Here is a 14,821-nt window from a genome sequence, read left to right on the forward strand (position 1 = left end):
CGTGATCCTTCGTGTATCAGTGTGTGATTGTGTCGGTTTCATCATCGGCATACGGGTCGGGGTGACCCAGTTCTGCCAGCAATTCCCGTTCCAGGCTTTCCATTTCCTCGGCCTCCTCATCCTCGATGTGGTCATAGCCGAGCAAGTGCAGGCAACCGTGGATGACCAGGTGCGCCCAGTGCGCCTCCAGCGATTTGCCTTGTTCGGCCGCTTCGCGCTCGACCACCGCCACGCAGATCACCAGGTCGCCCAGCAGCGGGATATCGAGCAGGTCATCGGGCACATCGGCCGGGAACGACAACACATTGGTCGCGTAGTCCTTGTGCCGGTAGGTGTGGTTCAGCTCGCGGCCTTCGTTTTCGTCGACCAGGCGAATGGTCATTTCCGAGTCTGCGCTGCGCTGGCGCAACGCCAATTCGCACCAGCGGCGAAAGGCGGCGTCATCTGGAGTGGCAGCATCCGTGGCCCGTTGGATATCAAGTTCAAGCATCTTTGCCGGGCGCCTCGGGCTTGGGCTGACGGGCTTCGAAGCGGTCGTAGGCTTCGACAATACGCTGCACCAGTGGGTGACGAACCACATCCTTGGGTTGGAAATGGGTAAAGCTGATCCCGGGAACGTCCTTCAGCACCTCGATGACGTGCGCCAGGCCCGACTTGGTGCCACGGGGCAGGTCGACCTGGGTGATGTCACCGGTGATCACCGCGGTAGAGCCGAAACCGATGCGGGTCAGGAACATCTTCATCTGTTCGAGCGTGGTGTTCTGGCTTTCGTCGAGGATGATGAAGCTGTTGTTCAGGGTGCGGCCACGCATGTAGGCCAGAGGGGCGATTTCGATCACCTGGCGTTCGATCAGCTTGGCCACGTGTTCGAAGCCGAGCATTTCGTACAGGGCGTCGTACAGCGGGCGCAGGTACGGGTCGATTTTCTGTGCCAGGTCGCCGGGCAGGAAACCGAGCTTTTCACCTGCCTCGACCGCCGGGCGCACCAGCAAGATGCGGCGCACCTGTTCGCGTTCCAGCGCGTCCACGGCGCAGGCTACGGCCAGGTAGGTCTTGCCGGTACCGGCCGGGCCGATGCCGAAATTGATGTCGTTGGCCAGGATTTCCTTGACGTAGCGCTGCTGGTTGAGCCCGCGCGGGCGGATGTTGCCCTTGCGCGTGCGCAGCGACACGCTGACCTCGTTGACGGCCGGGTTGTCGATGTTTTCGACAGCCGACTCCTGCAGGTACAGGTGTACGGTTTCCGGTGACAGGTCGGTGGCCTTGGTCTCGCGATAGAGACGGCGCAGCAGCTGTTCGGCAGCAGAGGTGGTCCTGGGTTCGCCGATCAGTTCGAACTGATTGCCGCGGTTGCGGATCTCGATGGCCAGGCGCTGCTCGATCAGGCGCAGGTGCTCGTCGAACTGGCCGCACAAGTTGGCGAAACGGTGGGCCTCGAAGGGTTCGAGGATGAAACGATGGGGTTCTATGGGTGCGTTCAAGGTCGTTTTTAGCCGCTCGACGGCGATGGAGTTGAACTCAAGAATAACCCTTGAATGGCAGTGGCGAAAGCACTGAAACGTTCAACGGTATGTACGGGCTGTTCTGGCCTCGTCGCGGGTGAGCCCGCTCCTGCAAGGCCGGTAGAGATCCTGTGGGCGCGGGCTCACCCGCGAAGGGGCCAGAACAGGTATCATGGCCACCTTTTCTTACGCATGTGTTATCTGGTCGAACATGAGCAAACGCGAACCCGCCATCTATAAAGTGATCTTCCTGAACCAGGGCCAGGTCTTCGAGATGTACGCCAAGCAGATCTACCAGAGTGACCTGTGGGGCTTTCTGGAAATCGAGGAGTTCGTGTTCGGAGAGCGCTCGCAGCTGGTAGTGGACCCGAGTGAGGAGAAGCTCAAGAGCCAGTTCGACGGAGTGGTCCGCAGTTTCGTGCCAATGCACTCGATTGTGCGCATCGATGAGGTGGAGCGGCTGGGCACGGCGAAGATCAGCGAGGCCAAGGGTGGCGGCAATGTGATGCCGTTCCCGATGCCAATGCCGGAAAAGTGACCTTCAGGGAAGCGGCGAGAACGGCGTACGCCCTTCGGCGCTCTGCAGCTCCAGCAGGTACTTGCGGAAAATCTGGCCGAGCACCTGGGTGGCATGCTCCAGTTCGTCGCGGGGCATTTGCTCGGTCACTTCGTCGGCCATGTCCAGCGCATCTTCGGCGCCATTGACCGCAGCCATCTTCAGCAGGATGTAGGCCTGCACGTTGTTGGCCTTGACCCCTTCGCCACGGAAGAACATGGCGCCCAGGCGGTATTGGGCGTCGGCATGGCCTTGCAGCGAAGCCTTCTGGAACCAGTCCAGGGCTTTGTCCAGGTTTTTTGGCGTTTGCGTGTAGTAATACTCGCCCAGTTCGAATTGCGCCTGGGCATCCCCCGCAGTCGCCGTCTGCTCGCAGGCCTTGAGGGCGTTTGCCAGGTCTTCAGGCTGAACGTTCAAGGTACAGCGGCCCGTCGCCGGAATCAGCAACGAGTTACCGCCCTCCGCCAGGGCCAGCAGGGGCTGAAGAAGCAACAGGCAGCCCAGGGTCAGGGCGCGGCCGGTGCGGTTCATGGGGATCGACTTACCTCTGCAAAGCTGCGGCCAATGTCTCTGGTGGCACATTATGGGATAAGCAGCGCCAACCTTACAAAGTTTTACTCGAATTTCTGCTTGGTTGGGGAAGTCAGCTGATTGTGCGTGCGTAATTATTGCCTGTGCCGGCCTCTGTGGGAGCGGCCTTGTGTCGCGATAGGGCTGCGCAGCAGCCCCAGAATTCCAGCAGAAATGCATCGATTGCTGGGGCCGCTTTGCGGCCCTATCGCGACACAAGGCCGCTCCCACAAAGGGGAGTAGCTGCTTATTTCAGGGCGGCAAAGGCCTTCTCAGCCGCATCCAGGGTGATCTGCAGCTCCTTGTCACCGTGGGCGATGGAGGTGAAGCCCGCCTCGAACGCGCTCGGTGCCAGGTACACGCCACCGTCGAGCATCAGGTGGAAGAAGCGCTTGAAGCGCTCGGCATCGCTGGCCATCACGTCTTCGAAAGTGACGATATCGTCGGCGCCGCTGAAGTACAGGCCGAACATGGCACCGGCCTGGGTGGTGACGAATGGCACGCCAGCGGCATCGGCGCGCTGCTGCAGGCCATCGAGCATGCGGCTGGTGTAGTCGGTCAGCTCGGCGTGGAAGCCTGGGCGGCTGATCAGCTTGAGGGTGGTCAGGCCGGCGGCCATGGCCAGCGGATTGCCCGACAGGGTGCCGGCCTGGTAGACCGGGCCGAGCGGGGCGATGCAGCCCATGATTTCACGCTTGCCGCCGAAACAGCCGACCGGCATGCCGCCACCGACGATCTTGCCGAAGGTAGACAGGTCCGGCGTGATGCCGTAATGGCCCTGGGCGCCGCCGAGCGAGACGCGGAAACCGGTCATCACTTCGTCGAAAATCAGCACCACGCCATGCTTGTCGCATTGCTCGCGCAGGCCCTCGAGGAAGCCCGGTGCCGGTGGCACGCAGTTCATGTTGCCGGCCACGGGCTCCACGATGATGCAGGCCACGGTCTGGCCAACTTCGGCCAAGGTCTTCTCGACGGCAGCGATGTCGTTGAACGGCAGGGTCAGGGTGTGTTTGGCGAAGTCCGCTGGCACGCCTGCCGAGCTTGGCACGCCTTGGGTCAGCAAGCCGGAGCCGGCTTTTACCAGCAGGCTGTCGGAGTGGCCGTGGTAGCAGCCTTCGAATTTGATGATGGCGTCACGGCCAGTGTAGCCACGGGCCAGGCGGATGGCGCTCATGGTGGCTTCGGTGCCCGAGCTGACCATGCGCACCATTTCCATCGACGGTACGATCGAGCAGACCAGATCGGCCATCTCGGTTTCCATGGCGGTCGGCGCGCCGTAGGACAGGCCGTGCTCCAGCTGCTTGCGTACCGAGTCCAGCACGTCCGGGTGGCCGTGGCCGAGGATCATCGGGCCCCAGGAGCCGACGTAGTCGACGTAGCGTTTGTCGTCCTCGTCAACGACATAGGCGCCTTCGGCATGCTTGAAGAACAGCGGCGTGCCGCCAACGCTCTTGAAAGCGCGGACTGGCGAGTTGACGCCGCCGGGGATGTGCTTCTGGGCTTGGGCGAACAGGGCTTCGGAACGGGACATGGAAGTATCTCTCGAATCAGGATGCGAACAAGGCGTTGAAGGCGCGGGCGCGGCGGGTGACTTCCTGCGCGCTGTCGGCACCGAACAAACCGTGGATCACCGCCAGCAAGTCGGCACCGTGGGCGACCAGCGGGGCGGCGTTGTCGAGGGTGATGCCGCCGATCACGGCGATCGGCAGTTTCACCTGGGCGCGGGCCTGCTGCAGCAGTTCGACGTTGGCAGCGGGCGCGCCCGGCTTGGTGACAGAATTGAAGAAGCGGCCAAACGCCACGTAGCTGGCGCCTTCGCTGGCAGCCTGGGTGGCCAGTTCGAGGCTGGCGTGACAGGTGGAACCGATGATTGCCTGACGGCCGAGCAGTGCGCGGGCCGGGGTCAGCGGGCCGTCGGTCTGGCCCAGGTGTACGCCGACACCCAGGCGTGCGGCCAGTTCGGCGTCATCGTTGATCAGCAACCGGGTGCCGTAACGCTCGCAGAGCTTCATCAGCCCTTCGGCTTCACGCAGGCGGCGCGCCGCATCGTCGCTCTTGTCGCGGTACTGCAGCAGGCACACGCCGCCTTCCAGGGCCGCCTCGACATGGGACAGGAAACGGCCGGCGAGCAGCTGGCTGTCGGTGATGGCATACAGACCGCGTAGCTTCATTGAAGGCCTCGTGTCAGGAGCAGAAGTCCAGGGGCAGGCGGCGCGGCACGTACTGGCCTTTGCCCAGCTGCTCGGCGTCACGCAGGGTGCGCCAGGTGTAGTCCAGGGCGGTGCGCACGGCGCTTTCCAGCTGCTCGCCGAGCGCCAGGCGGCCGGCCAGGGCGCTGGCCAGGGTACAGCCCGAGCCGTGGTAGCTGCCTGGCAGGCGCTGGCAAGTCCAGGTGAAGTGCTGGCCGTCCTGGGTGTACAGGCGGTTGTGAATTTCGTCTTCGTCGCCGTGACCGCCGGTAATCAGCAGGTGTCTACAGAACGGCAACAGTTTCTTGGCGCATTCATCAGCGGTGCCTTCGGGCAGTTCGGCGAGGATGCGCGCTTCGGGCAGGTTCGGTGTGGCGATGGTCGCCAGCGGCAGCAGACGTTCGCGCAGGGCGTAGCCCACTTCGTCCTTGCCCAGGCGGCCACCGCCACCGGCACGCAGCACCGGGTCGCAGACCAGCGGCAGGTGGGGGTGGGCGGCCAGCAGTTCGGCGACGGTGTCGACCATCTCGATCGAGCCGAGCATGCCCAACTTGACGGCGGCCACCGTGGAGTCGGCCAGCACGGCGTTGGCCTGGGCCAGCACCCACTCGCGGTCGAGTACGCGGAAGTCGGAAACGTTGACGGTATCCTGCACGGTCAGGGCGGTCACTGCAGGTGCAGCGTGGCAGCCTTGGGCAATCAGGGCTTCGATATCTGCCTGCAAGCCGGCGCCGCCACTGGGGTCGTGGCCGGAGAGACAGAGGACAACGGGGCGGGAGCTGTAGGTATTCATGGTCGGCGAGCTTACCACCAAACCTGTTTGGGCGGATCGTCCGACAAACGAGTTTTACTGATCGATCGGTCAGGTTGTCTGTTGTTTTTCTATTGAAAGCGTTGATTTAGAGCCTTTTCTTTGTGTTTTTTATGGCCCATTGCCAGGTTGTGAAGCTATGCTAGAGTGCTCGGATAACTCTACAAACGGGTTCTGCAGGATCACGTCGTCTCAAACGGATGGGAGGCTACCGCGACGCGACCGGACAGGCCATGCTGGGGCTGTATGCGCTATTTGCTGATTGTGCTTCTGGGCTTGCTGCCCGTGCTGGCCGGAGCGGTCGATTTCGACGACGCTACCCGGCATCTTCCACTGGGCAAGGCCATGCAGGTTTATGAAGACCCCGGTGGCAATGCCAGCATCGCTCAGGTCAGTGCCCCCGGGTTTGCCAAACACTTTCAGCCCCACCATGAAGATGTGCTGAACGCCGGTTACTCCACCTCGGTGTTCTGGCTCAAGGTCGAGTTGCGCCCCGTTGCCGCGCCCAGTGCAGCCCCGCGTCAATGGTTGCTGGAGCTGGCCTACCCGCCGCTGGATCACCTCGAACTGTATTTGCCTGACAGCAGCGGCATGTACCGTCTGGCGCAGCGTACCGGCGATGCCTTGCCTTACGACAGCCGGCAGATCCGGCAGAACAACTACTTGTTCGAATTGCAATTGCCCCCTGGCAAGGTGACTACCGCGTACCTGCGGCTGCACAGCCAGGGGTCGGTGCAAGCACCGCTGGCGTTATGGTCCCCTGATGCCTACCTGGAAGAGCAGCCCACGCGCCTGTATGTGCTGGGGATGATCTACGGCGTGTTGCTGGTGATGCTGGTATACAACCTGTTCATCTACCTGAGCGTGCGCGACGTCAGCTACCTCTACTACATCCTTTACATCGCTTCGTTCGGCCTTTACCAGGTGTCGGTGAACGGTGCCGGTGTAGCGTACTTCTGGCCAGACAGCCCTTGGTGGGCGAATGCTTCCACGCCATTGTTCATTGGCGCCGCCGGCCTGTTCGGCTGCCAGTTCGCCCGGCACTTCCTGCGACTGGGCAGCATCAACCGTGGCTTCGACCGCCTGTTGCAACTGCTGATGCTGGGGGGCGCGCTGGTCATGGTGCTGGCGGTGAGCATGCCCTATGGCGTTGCTCTGCGCATGGCCACGCTGCTGGCGTTGCTGTTCACTGTAAGCGTCTTCTGCGCCGGCCTGTATGCCTGGTGGCGCGGCTTTCGAGTGGCGCGCTGGTTCATCATCGCCTGGACGGCGTTTCTGCTTGGCGGCCTGGTCAACACCTTGATGGTGCTGGGCTACCTGCCGAACGTGTTCATCACCATGTATGCCAGCCAGTTGGGTTCGGCGCTGGAGGTGGCCTTGTTGTCGCTGGCGCTGGCCGACCGCATCAACAGCCTGCGCGAGCAGCAGGCGCAGACCTTGCGCGACACTGGGCGTACGCTCGAGCAACTGAACCTGCAACTGGCCAGGAGCAACCGTCTGAAGGACGAGTTCCTGGCCAGCGTGACTCACGAGCTGCGCACCCCGATGAACGGGGTGATTGGCTCGCTCGAGTTGATGCACACCCTGCCGATGGATGCCGAAATGGCTCAGTACCATCACACGGCAGTGGGGTCTGCCCAAGGCATGATGGATATGGTCGACGCCATTCTTACCCTGTCCGAATTGCAGGCCGGCCGCCTGCGGGTGCAGCCGGCACCATTCAGCCTGCGCGCCCTGTTACAGGGCTTGCGCGCTGGTTATGCCGGGCAGGCTCTGGGCAAAGGCTTGTACCTGAGCCTGGATATTCCGGCCGACCTGCCGGACGAGTTGCTCGGTGACGGGCAGAAACTGGCGCACTGCCTGGGTTGCCTGGTGGACAACGGCTTGAAGTTCACCCATCAGGGCGGGGTGATGATCCAGGTGCGCGGCCGCCGGGTGGGGCCGGGTGATCTGGCGTTGACCTTTACCGTCAGCGACAGCGGTATCGGTTTCGATGATCTGGAGCAGTCGACCCTGTACCAGCGGTTCTTCCAGGTCGATGGTTCGATGACCCGGCGGTATGGCGGTTTGGGGATTGGCTTGTCGATTTGCCGGCAGATGGGGGAGTTGCTGGGGGCCAGATTGGCACATGAATCGACGCGCGGGTTGGGTAGCCGCTTCGAGTTGAGTTTGGACATGGCGATTTCGCAGGCGCAGATGAACCCGAACATGCTGCAGGCGCGGCGCTCGCTGTAGGAGCGGGTTCACCCGCGAAAGGGCCGGGTCTGCTGGCCAATATCCACCCACCGTTCACCGTTGCCGCCACCATCGTATTCGCGGGTAAACCCGCTCCTACACAGCACAGGTCGTTGTAGGAGCGGGTTCACCCGCGAAAGGGCCGGGCCTGCTGGCCAATATCCACCCACCGTTCACCGTTGCCGCCACCACCGTATTCGCGGGTAAACCCGCTCCTACACAGCACAGGTCGTTGTAGGCGCGGGTTCACCCGCGAAAGGGCCGGGTCTGCTGGCCGATATCCACCCGCCGTTCACCGTTGCCGCCACCACCGCATTCGCGGGTAAACCCGCTCCTACACACAGGTCGTTGTAGGAGCGGGTTCACCCGCGAAAGGGCCGGGTCTGCTGGCCGATATCCACCCGCCGTTCACCGTTGCCGCCACCATCGTATTCGCGGGTAAACCCGCTCCTACGCGCGCGTGCACGCCAGCAACCACACGTTTAGTCATTAATACCCCTTTGACTACCCCGCAAGCAGTGCTTCACTGGGTCTCTCAAGCCTACCCGGATCCAGGAGCCCCCCGATGAGCCTGCACCAGTACGCTGAAACCCACGAAGTCACCAATCAGCCGCCGCCACTCGACGGTGCCAACCTGTACCGCCTCGACATTCCACTGCAGGAATGGTCAAGGCGTTTTGGCGCGGGCTGGGCCGAGTCGCGGATCGACGCCTATGGTGCCCTGGCCGGCGGCCCGCTGATGCAGGCGGGCTTCCTGGCCAACGCGCACAAACCCGAGTTCAGCAGCCACGACCGCTATGGCCATCGCATCGACCTGGTCGAGTTCCACCCGGCCTACCATGAGCTGATGCGTACCGCCGTCGAACATGGCCTGCCTTCTTTACCATGGGCCGAACCCCGCGCTGGCGCCCATGTTGCGCGGGCGTCGATGACCTACCTGCACAGCCAGGCCGAGGCCGGCACCGGTTGCCCGCTGACCATGACGTTTGCCGCCGTGCCGGCATTGCGCCTGCAGCCTGAACTGGCTGAATACTGGCTGCCGAAGGTCCTTGCCTGCGAATATGATCCGCGCAACGTGGGTGACCGGCACAAGGCCGGGGTCACGCTTGGCATGGCGATGACCGAAAAGCAGGGCGGCACCGATGTGCGCGCCAACACTACCCGGGCCTATCCGGTCGGTACGCCGGGCCCGGGGCAGGCCTATGAGCTGGTTGGCCACAAGTGGTTCTGCTCGGCGCCGATGTGCGACGCTTTCCTGACCTTGGCGCAAACCGACAAAGGCCTGAGCTGCTTTCTGCTGCCGCGCCACCGCCCGGATGACAACCGCAACCAGTTCTATATCCAGCGGCTGAAGAACAAGCTGGGCAACAGCTCCAACGCCTCCAGCGAGGTAGAGTTCCGCGGTGCGCTGGCGTGGATGATTGGCGAAGAGGGGCGCGGCGTGCCGACCATCATCGAGATGGTCGCCATGACCCGGTTCGACTGCATGGTCGGCTCCAGCGCGCTGATGCGCCAGGCGCTGACGCAGGCGGCCCACCATTGCGCGCATCGCAAGGTCGGCGGGCGGGTACTGAACGAGCAGCCATTGATGCAGAACGTGCTGGCCGACCTGGCACTGGAAAGTGAGGCTGCGTTGGCCCTGAGCTTGCGCATGGGCCAGGCGCTGGAGCAACTGGACGACCCACAGCAGGCGCATTTCGCTCGGCTGGTCACGGCGGTGGGCAAATACTGGATCTGCAAACGTGCGCCGGCCATGATCAACGAGGCCGCCGAATGCCTGGGTGGCGCGGGGTATGTGGAAGACAGCATTCTGCCACGGCTGTACCGCGAGGCGCCGGTCAACTCGACCTGGGAGGGCTCGGGCAACGTGCAGTGCCTGGATGTGCTGCGGGCATTGTCCAAGGAGCCGGGAGTGCTCGATGCACTGTTTGCCGAGCTGGGTGACGGGCATGGCGACCCGCGCCTGGCGGCGCATATCGGCAACCTCAAGGGGGCGTTTGCCGACACCGGTGACATGCAGTACCGCGCGCGCCAACTGACCGAGGATATTGCCCTGGCGTTGCAGGCCAAGCTGCTGCTGGAGGCGGGGAATACAGAGGTCAGTGATGCGTTTATCGGCAGCCGCTTGGCCGGTGGTGGCAGGGTGTATGGGGCACTGCCGCGAGGTGTGGATGTGATGGCATTGGTAACAAGGGCTACGCCTGCCTGGCCGCTGTAGCAGCGGGCTTGCCCGCGAATCAACCCAACAGCGATCAATGGGGGTGTATTTAACCAAGAAGGCAGGCAAGATGGATCACATGCATGTCCAGACAGGAAGCACAGTGTGAGCCACGCTTTTGTAGTCGTTGATACCCCCGAACAGGCCGTCGACCGTCTGGCGGCCTTGCATGAACAGGCCACAGGGGCCCTTAGTAAGGCCCTGAAGCGTTACCTGAAGGACCGTACCGAGCCCGATGCCGATGAGCGCGACCTGTTCCGCTACCCGGCACTGCGTCTGACCTACTACAGCCATGGCGAAGTCGCCGCCACCACCCGCGCCTACGCCAAGGTTCAGGTTGCCGGCACCTACAGCGTCACCATTACCCAGCCCGCTGCGTTCCGTGGCTACCTGTTGGAACAACTGCGCCCGCTGATGCATGACTACACCGTCACGGTAGAAGTCGGCGTCAGCGAGCAGAACATCCCTTACCCCTATGTGGTCGACCAGGGCGACGAGCTGGCCGGCAGCGGCATTACCGCTGCGCAGCTGGCGCGTGTGTTCCCCAGCACCGACCTGTCGGCGGCCACCGACAACATCGCTGATGGCCTGTACGACTGGGACCGTGCTGAAATCATGCCACTGGCGTTGTTCGATGCCGCGCGGGTCGACTTCTCGCTGCGCCGCCTGGTGCACTACACCGGCAGCGACTGGCGCCATGTACAGCCGTGGATCCTGCTGACCAACTACCACCGCTATGTCGATCAGTTCATCAGCCATGGCCTGGAACAACTGCGTGACGACTCGCGCTTCGTGCGTATGGTGTTGCCGGGTAACGTTGTGATCGAAAAGGGCATGGACCATGGCGAAACCCAGGCCCTGGTGGCCAGCGTGGTCTGGCACCGCTACCAGATGCCGGCCTACCACCTGATCGCCGCCGACGGCAATGGCGTTACCTTGGTCAACATTGGTGTCGGCCCGTCCAACGCCAAGAACATCACCGACCACCTGGCCGTGCTGCGCCCGCATTGCTGGCTGATGATCGGCCACTGCGGCGGCCTGCGGCAGTCGCAGACCATCGGCGACTACGTGCTGGCGCACGCCTATATGCGTCGTGACGGCATTCTCGACCGGGTCGTGCCGCCGAATATCCCGATCCCGGCCCTGGCCGAAGTGCAGATGGCCTTGCAGGAGGCTGCCGCACAGGTCACTGGCGAGCGTGGCGAGCAGTTGAAAAAGCGCCTGCGCACCGGCACCGTGCTGACCTACGACGACCGCAACTGGGAGCTGCGCTGGGCCCAGGAACGCCCGTTGATCAACCTGTCGCGTGCCGTGGCGGTGGACATGGAAAGCGGCACCATTGCTGCCCAGGGCTACCGTTTGCGCGTGCCTTACGGCACCTTGCTGTGTGTGTCCGACAAGCCGCTGCACAGCGAGATCAAACTGCCAGGTTCGGCCAACGCCTTCTACAACCGGGCGGTCAGCCAGCACCTGAAGATCGGCATTGCCGCCCTCGACCTGCTGCGCACCGAGCTCAACTCGCTGCACTCGCGTAAACTGCGCAGCTTCGATGAGCCGCCGTTCCGCTGAGGATCCATGTCACTGCCACCCCGTAACAAGCCGCGCCGCCCCCAGGCGCGGCCTGCCGCCGGCCCGCGTCGCCAGGCCAAGGCGCCACCCGCTGAGCCGCGCCTGATCCTGTTCAACAAACCGTTCGACGTGCTGACCCAGTTCAGCGACGGTGAAGGGCGCGCGACGCTCAAGGACTTCATCGACATCCCGGGCGTATACCCGGCCGGGCGTCTGGACCGCGACAGTGAAGGCCTGCTGTTGTTGACCAATGATGGTGGGCTACAGGCGCGGATTGCCGACCCGAAGCACAAGCTGGCCAAAACCTACTGGGTGCAGGTGGAAGGCGAACCGAGTGACGAGCAGTTGCAGCGTTTGCGCGATGGTGTGGAGCTGAACGATGGGCCGACCTTGCCGGCCGAGGCGCGGCGCCTGGAAGAGCCCGAGCTGTGGCCGCGCAACCCGCCGGTACGCTTTCGCAAAAGTGTGCCGACCAGCTGGCTGGAGCTGGTGATTCGCGAAGGGCGTAACCGCCAGGTGCGGCGGATGACGGCGGCGGTGGGCTTGCCGACCTTACGCCTGGTGCGGGTGCGGATCGGGGATTGGGCGCTGGATGGGCTGGAGCAGGGGGGCTGGCGGGAGGTCCCTGCCAAGCTTTAGTTCAGGTCAGGGGCCTGTTCGCGGGCATGCCCGCTCCCACAGGGACGGCGCAGTACTTGAAGGCAGCGCCAAATCTGTGGGAGCGGGCGTGCCCGCGAATGGCCCTGAAATGTTTTATACGCCTTCCAGAAACCCCACCACCACGCTCTTGATGATGAAGGCCAGCACCCCAAGCCCCAGCACGAAGAACAGGATCAGCGTGCCGAACTTGCCTGCCTTGGACTTTTTCGCCAGGTCCCAGACGATGAAGCCCATGAAACCGATCAATACGGTGACCAGGATAATCATCATCCACTCTTCGAATACGGCGGGATCCATCGGTGTTCTCCAGGCGGGTTGAGCGTCCGATTATACGTCGGCTGGCGTGAGCATTTAACGCAGGTGGGTCAATGGCAGCTCGGTGCTGGCCAGTACCTGGTTGAGCACGAAGCTCGAACGCACGCTGGTGACGCCTTCGATACGCGTCAGGCTGCCTAGAAGCAGTTTCTGGTAGTGGTCCATGTCCGGCACCACCACTTTCAGCTGATAGTCGGCATCCATGCCGGTGACCAGGCTGCACTCGAGCACCTGCGGCAGGTTGCGGATGGCGGCCTCGAATGTTTCAAAGCGTTCCGGGGTGTGGCGGTCCATGCCTATCAACACATAGGCGGTCAGGCTCAGGCCCAGTTTCTTGCGGTCGAGCAGGGCCACCTGGCGCGAGATGTAGCCGTCGTCTTCCAGTTGCTTGACCCGACGTGAGCATGGCGATGGCGACAGGCCGATGCGTTCGGCCAGTTCCTGGTTGGAAATGCGCGCATCGCGCTGCAATTCGGCGAGGATGCTCAGGTCGTAGCGGTCAAGTTTGCTCATGGCATTTGCCTTTTCTGTTCGGATTGCTGCGAATTATCAATCCAGGGTGAAAAATTGCGCAAGTGCTATTTATCTGAGCAATCTTCGCAATCCTCTGTCGCAACCCGTCCGGTATCTTTATCACCAGAATCACTGCCCGGACATCAGTCCACGGCGACGCGCCCTAGGCGGGCGGTCGCGGCCAGCCATCCAACAGGATCTGCAGGCCCCCGGGCTACACACCCTCCAGAAGACGGTGTGAGGTGAGCCGGCGCCACAAGTGCCGAGCACGGACGACAATTCCTGAAGGGAGGCCCTGTGGCCTCCCTTTTTTCATGCCGGGAATTTTAATTGGCCTGTGTCATGGGCGCGGTAGACTGGCGATGGTTGCAGTTTTTTCTACCGAGAGGAACACCATGACGTCGCGCATCTGGCAGTTGGCAGGTGTTGGTTTGCTAGGTTTGAGCATCAGCCTTGGGGCCCTGGCTGAAGGGCCTGGCGAGGGGCCGTCGGGGCGCTCGCTCAACTCGCGCGACGAAGTGCGCCAGACCCAGCCGCCGCGCCAGGGGTATTACCAGGACATTCCCCGCCGACACGGTGATGATCACCACTGGCAAATCGGTGGCCCGGGGCAACGGCCTGGTGGCGACTGGCAGGGGCGCCCGGATGGCCATGGCAATGGCTGGGGGCCTGGGCCGCAGTATCGCCCAGGGCACAGGGTGGACCATTTTCCTGACCGCTACTGGAAAGTACCCTACCGGGGCGCTGACTATTTCTACTCCGGGGGTTACTGGTACCGCCCGCACGGGGGCAGTTACATCGTGGTGACCCCGCCGTACGGCGTGCGGGTCAATTATCTGCCGCCTTATGCGCGGGAAGTGTGGTTGGGGGGTGCGCTGTTCTTTCTGGTGGCCGATACCTATTACCAGTACCTGGCAGACAGCCAGGAATATGTGGTGGTCAACCCGCCGGTTGGCGTGCCGGTGGCACCGGCAAACGGCGGGTATGACGTGGTGGCTTATCCGATGTATGGCCAGGGGCAGGAACAGCAGGAGCAGGACCGCTATCAGTGCCATCGCTGGGCGGTGAGCCAGTCGGGCTTCGACCCGGCGACGGCGACGTACGCACCGGAGGCCACTGTGCTCAGCCACTACCAGCGGGCGCTGGGGGCCTGCTTCAGTGGTCGGGGTTACAGCATCAACTGAACCCTGCACGGAACCCCTGTAGGAGCGGGTTTACCCGCGAATACGGTAGCGGCGGCAACGGTGATCGGCGGGTGGAAATTGGCCAGCAGGCCCGGCCCTTTCGCGGGTGAACCCGCTCCTACAAAGGCCTGTGCGTGTGCAGGAGCGGGTTTACCCGCGAATACGGTAGCGGCGGCAACGGTGATCGGCGGGTGGAAATTGGCTAGCAGGCCCGGCCCTTTCGCGGGTGAACCCGCTCCTACAAAGGCCTGTGCGAATGTAGGAGCGGGTTTACCCGCGAATACGGTAGCGGCGGCAACGGTGATCGGCGGGTGGAAATTGGCCAGCAGCCCCGGCCCTTTCGCGGGTGAATCCGCTCCTACAAAGGCCTGTGCGTGTGGAGCGGGTTTACCCGCGAATACGGTAGCGGCGGCAACGGTGATCGGCGGGTGGAAATTGGTTAGCAGGCCCGGCCCTTTCGCGGGTGAACCCGCTCCTACAAAGGCCTGTGCGTGTGGAG

General features: G+C 63.1%; 14 protein-coding genes. 6 read left to right on the forward strand and 8 right to left on the reverse strand.

Going from position 1 to position 14,821, the window contains the following annotated elements:
- Positions 1 to 16: 16 nt before the first annotated feature.
- Both ybeY and J3A98_RS00590 read right to left on the reverse strand, forming a co-directional pair.
- Positions 17 to 490: an rRNA maturation RNase YbeY gene (gene ybeY / locus J3A98_RS00585; RefSeq protein WP_209963255.1), complete on the reverse strand. Its 474-nt coding sequence runs from the start codon at positions 488 to 490 to the stop codon at positions 17 to 19.
- Positions 483 to 1,481, reverse strand: a complete 999-nt coding sequence (locus tag J3A98_RS00590) for a PhoH family protein (RefSeq protein WP_014592526.1) — start codon at positions 1,479 to 1,481, stop codon at positions 483 to 485. The genes ybeY and J3A98_RS00590 overlap by 8 nt, the downstream gene beginning before the upstream one ends.
- Positions 1,482 to 1,713: 232 nt before the next feature.
- Between J3A98_RS00590 and J3A98_RS00595 the strand changes: the two genes are divergently transcribed.
- Positions 1,714 to 2,040, forward strand: a complete 327-nt coding sequence (locus J3A98_RS00595) for a DUF1820 family protein (RefSeq protein ID WP_003249769.1) — start codon at positions 1,714 to 1,716, stop codon at positions 2,038 to 2,040.
- 3 nt (positions 2,041 to 2,043) lie between these two features.
- On the opposite strand, the gene J3A98_RS00600 is transcribed toward J3A98_RS00595, so the two are convergent.
- The 4 genes from J3A98_RS00600 to J3A98_RS00615 form a co-directional block, all read right to left on the reverse strand.
- Entirely contained in the window at positions 2,044 to 2,589 is a 546-nt protein-coding gene (locus J3A98_RS00600) for a tetratricopeptide repeat protein (RefSeq protein WP_176683220.1), read from the reverse strand.
- Positions 2,590 to 2,875: 286 nt separating this feature from the next.
- The gene (gene hemL, locus J3A98_RS00605) at positions 2,876 to 4,159 is read right to left on the reverse strand and encodes a glutamate-1-semialdehyde 2,1-aminomutase (RefSeq protein WP_012053798.1); all 1,284 of its coding nucleotides are present in this window, start codon (positions 4,157 to 4,159) and stop codon (positions 2,876 to 2,878) included.
- Between the two features lie 16 nt (positions 4,160 to 4,175).
- Positions 4,176 to 4,799, reverse strand: a complete 624-nt coding sequence (thiE, locus tag J3A98_RS00610) for a thiamine phosphate synthase (RefSeq protein WP_176683221.1) — start codon at positions 4,797 to 4,799, stop codon at positions 4,176 to 4,178.
- Between the two features lie 13 nt (positions 4,800 to 4,812).
- On the reverse strand, positions 4,813 to 5,610 hold the full coding sequence (locus J3A98_RS00615; RefSeq protein ID WP_209963259.1) for a hydroxymethylpyrimidine/phosphomethylpyrimidine kinase: 798 nt from the start codon (positions 5,608 to 5,610) through the stop codon (positions 4,813 to 4,815).
- A gap of 264 nt (positions 5,611 to 5,874) precedes the next feature.
- Here J3A98_RS00615 and J3A98_RS00620 point away from each other — a divergent pair, with 264 nt between their 5' ends.
- The 4 genes from J3A98_RS00620 to J3A98_RS00635 all read left to right on the forward strand — a co-directional run bounded on the left by J3A98_RS00620 (position 5,875) and on the right by J3A98_RS00635 (position 12,289).
- On the forward strand, positions 5,875 to 7,863 hold the full coding sequence (locus J3A98_RS00620; RefSeq protein WP_209963262.1) for a hybrid sensor histidine kinase/response regulator: 1,989 nt from the start codon (positions 5,875 to 5,877) through the stop codon (positions 7,861 to 7,863).
- 565 nt (positions 7,864 to 8,428) lie between these two features.
- Positions 8,429 to 10,081 (forward strand): acyl-CoA dehydrogenase family protein, encoded by a 1,653-nt coding sequence (locus J3A98_RS00625; protein WP_176683223.1) that lies wholly within the window; start codon positions 8,429 to 8,431, stop codon positions 10,079 to 10,081.
- Between the two features lie 105 nt (positions 10,082 to 10,186).
- Positions 10,187 to 11,650 carry an AMP nucleosidase gene (gene amn / locus J3A98_RS00630; protein ID WP_176683224.1) on the forward strand — a complete coding sequence of 488 codons (1,464 nt, stop codon included), beginning with the start codon at positions 10,187 to 10,189 and terminating at the stop codon, positions 11,648 to 11,650.
- A gap of 6 nt (positions 11,651 to 11,656) precedes the next feature.
- Positions 11,657 to 12,289, forward strand: a complete 633-nt coding sequence (locus J3A98_RS00635; RefSeq protein WP_245354957.1) for a pseudouridine synthase — start codon at positions 11,657 to 11,659, stop codon at positions 12,287 to 12,289.
- A gap of 114 nt (positions 12,290 to 12,403) precedes the next feature.
- On the opposite strand, the gene J3A98_RS00640 is transcribed toward J3A98_RS00635, so the two are convergent.
- Complete coding sequence (locus tag J3A98_RS00640) at positions 12,404 to 12,607, reverse strand: DUF2788 domain-containing protein (RefSeq protein WP_003249787.1); 204 nt, start codon at positions 12,605 to 12,607, stop codon at positions 12,404 to 12,406.
- A gap of 54 nt (positions 12,608 to 12,661) precedes the next feature.
- A complete protein-coding gene (locus J3A98_RS00645; RefSeq protein WP_003249795.1) occupies positions 12,662 to 13,138 on the reverse strand; it encodes an Lrp/AsnC family transcriptional regulator in 477 nt (158 codons plus the stop codon).
- Between the two features lie 395 nt (positions 13,139 to 13,533).
- On the opposite strand from J3A98_RS00645, the gene J3A98_RS00650 reads away from it, so the two are divergent.
- The gene (locus J3A98_RS00650; RefSeq protein ID WP_209963265.1) at positions 13,534 to 14,322 is read left to right on the forward strand and encodes a DUF6515 family protein; all 789 of its coding nucleotides are present in this window, start codon (positions 13,534 to 13,536) and stop codon (positions 14,320 to 14,322) included.
- Positions 14,323 to 14,821 lie beyond the last annotated feature (499 nt).

It is taken from the genome of Pseudomonas sp. BP6 (genome assembly GCF_017875935.1).
Lineage (GTDB): Bacteria > Pseudomonadota > Gammaproteobacteria > Pseudomonadales > Pseudomonadaceae > Aquipseudomonas > Aquipseudomonas putida_Y.

What these genes read in the sequence shown, in the direction of transcription:
- J3A98_RS00600 (WP_176683220.1), bottom strand. Translation starts at nt 2,589, where the DNA reads ATGAACCGCACCGGCCGCGCCCTGACCCTGGGCTGCCTGTTGCTTCTT.
- J3A98_RS00645 (WP_003249795.1), bottom strand. Translation starts at nt 13,138, where the DNA reads ATGAGCAAACTTGACCGCTACGACCTGAGCATCCTCGCCGAATTGCAG.
- J3A98_RS00595 (WP_003249769.1), top strand. Translation starts at nt 1,714, where the DNA reads ATGAGCAAACGCGAACCCGCCATCTATAAAGTGATCTTCCTGAACCAG.
- thiE (WP_176683221.1), bottom strand. Translation starts at nt 4,799, where the DNA reads ATGAAGCTACGCGGTCTGTATGCCATCACCGACAGCCAGCTGCTCGCC.
- ybeY (WP_209963255.1), bottom strand. Translation starts at nt 490, where the DNA reads ATGCTTGAACTTGATATCCAACGGGCCACGGATGCTGCCACTCCAGAT.
- J3A98_RS00640 (WP_003249787.1), bottom strand. Translation starts at nt 12,607, where the DNA reads ATGGATCCCGCCGTATTCGAAGAGTGGATGATGATTATCCTGGTCACC.
- J3A98_RS00625 (WP_176683223.1), top strand. Translation starts at nt 8,429, where the DNA reads ATGAGCCTGCACCAGTACGCTGAAACCCACGAAGTCACCAATCAGCCG.
- hemL (WP_012053798.1), bottom strand. Translation starts at nt 4,159, where the DNA reads ATGTCCCGTTCCGAAGCCCTGTTCGCCCAAGCCCAGAAGCACATCCCC.
- J3A98_RS00635 (WP_245354957.1), top strand. Translation starts at nt 11,657, where the DNA reads ATGTCACTGCCACCCCGTAACAAGCCGCGCCGCCCCCAGGCGCGGCCT.
- J3A98_RS00650 (WP_209963265.1), top strand. Translation starts at nt 13,534, where the DNA reads ATGACGTCGCGCATCTGGCAGTTGGCAGGTGTTGGTTTGCTAGGTTTG.
- J3A98_RS00620 (WP_209963262.1), top strand. Translation starts at nt 5,875, where the DNA reads ATGCGCTATTTGCTGATTGTGCTTCTGGGCTTGCTGCCCGTGCTGGCC.
- J3A98_RS00615 (WP_209963259.1), bottom strand. Translation starts at nt 5,610, where the DNA reads ATGAATACCTACAGCTCCCGCCCCGTTGTCCTCTGTCTCTCCGGCCAC.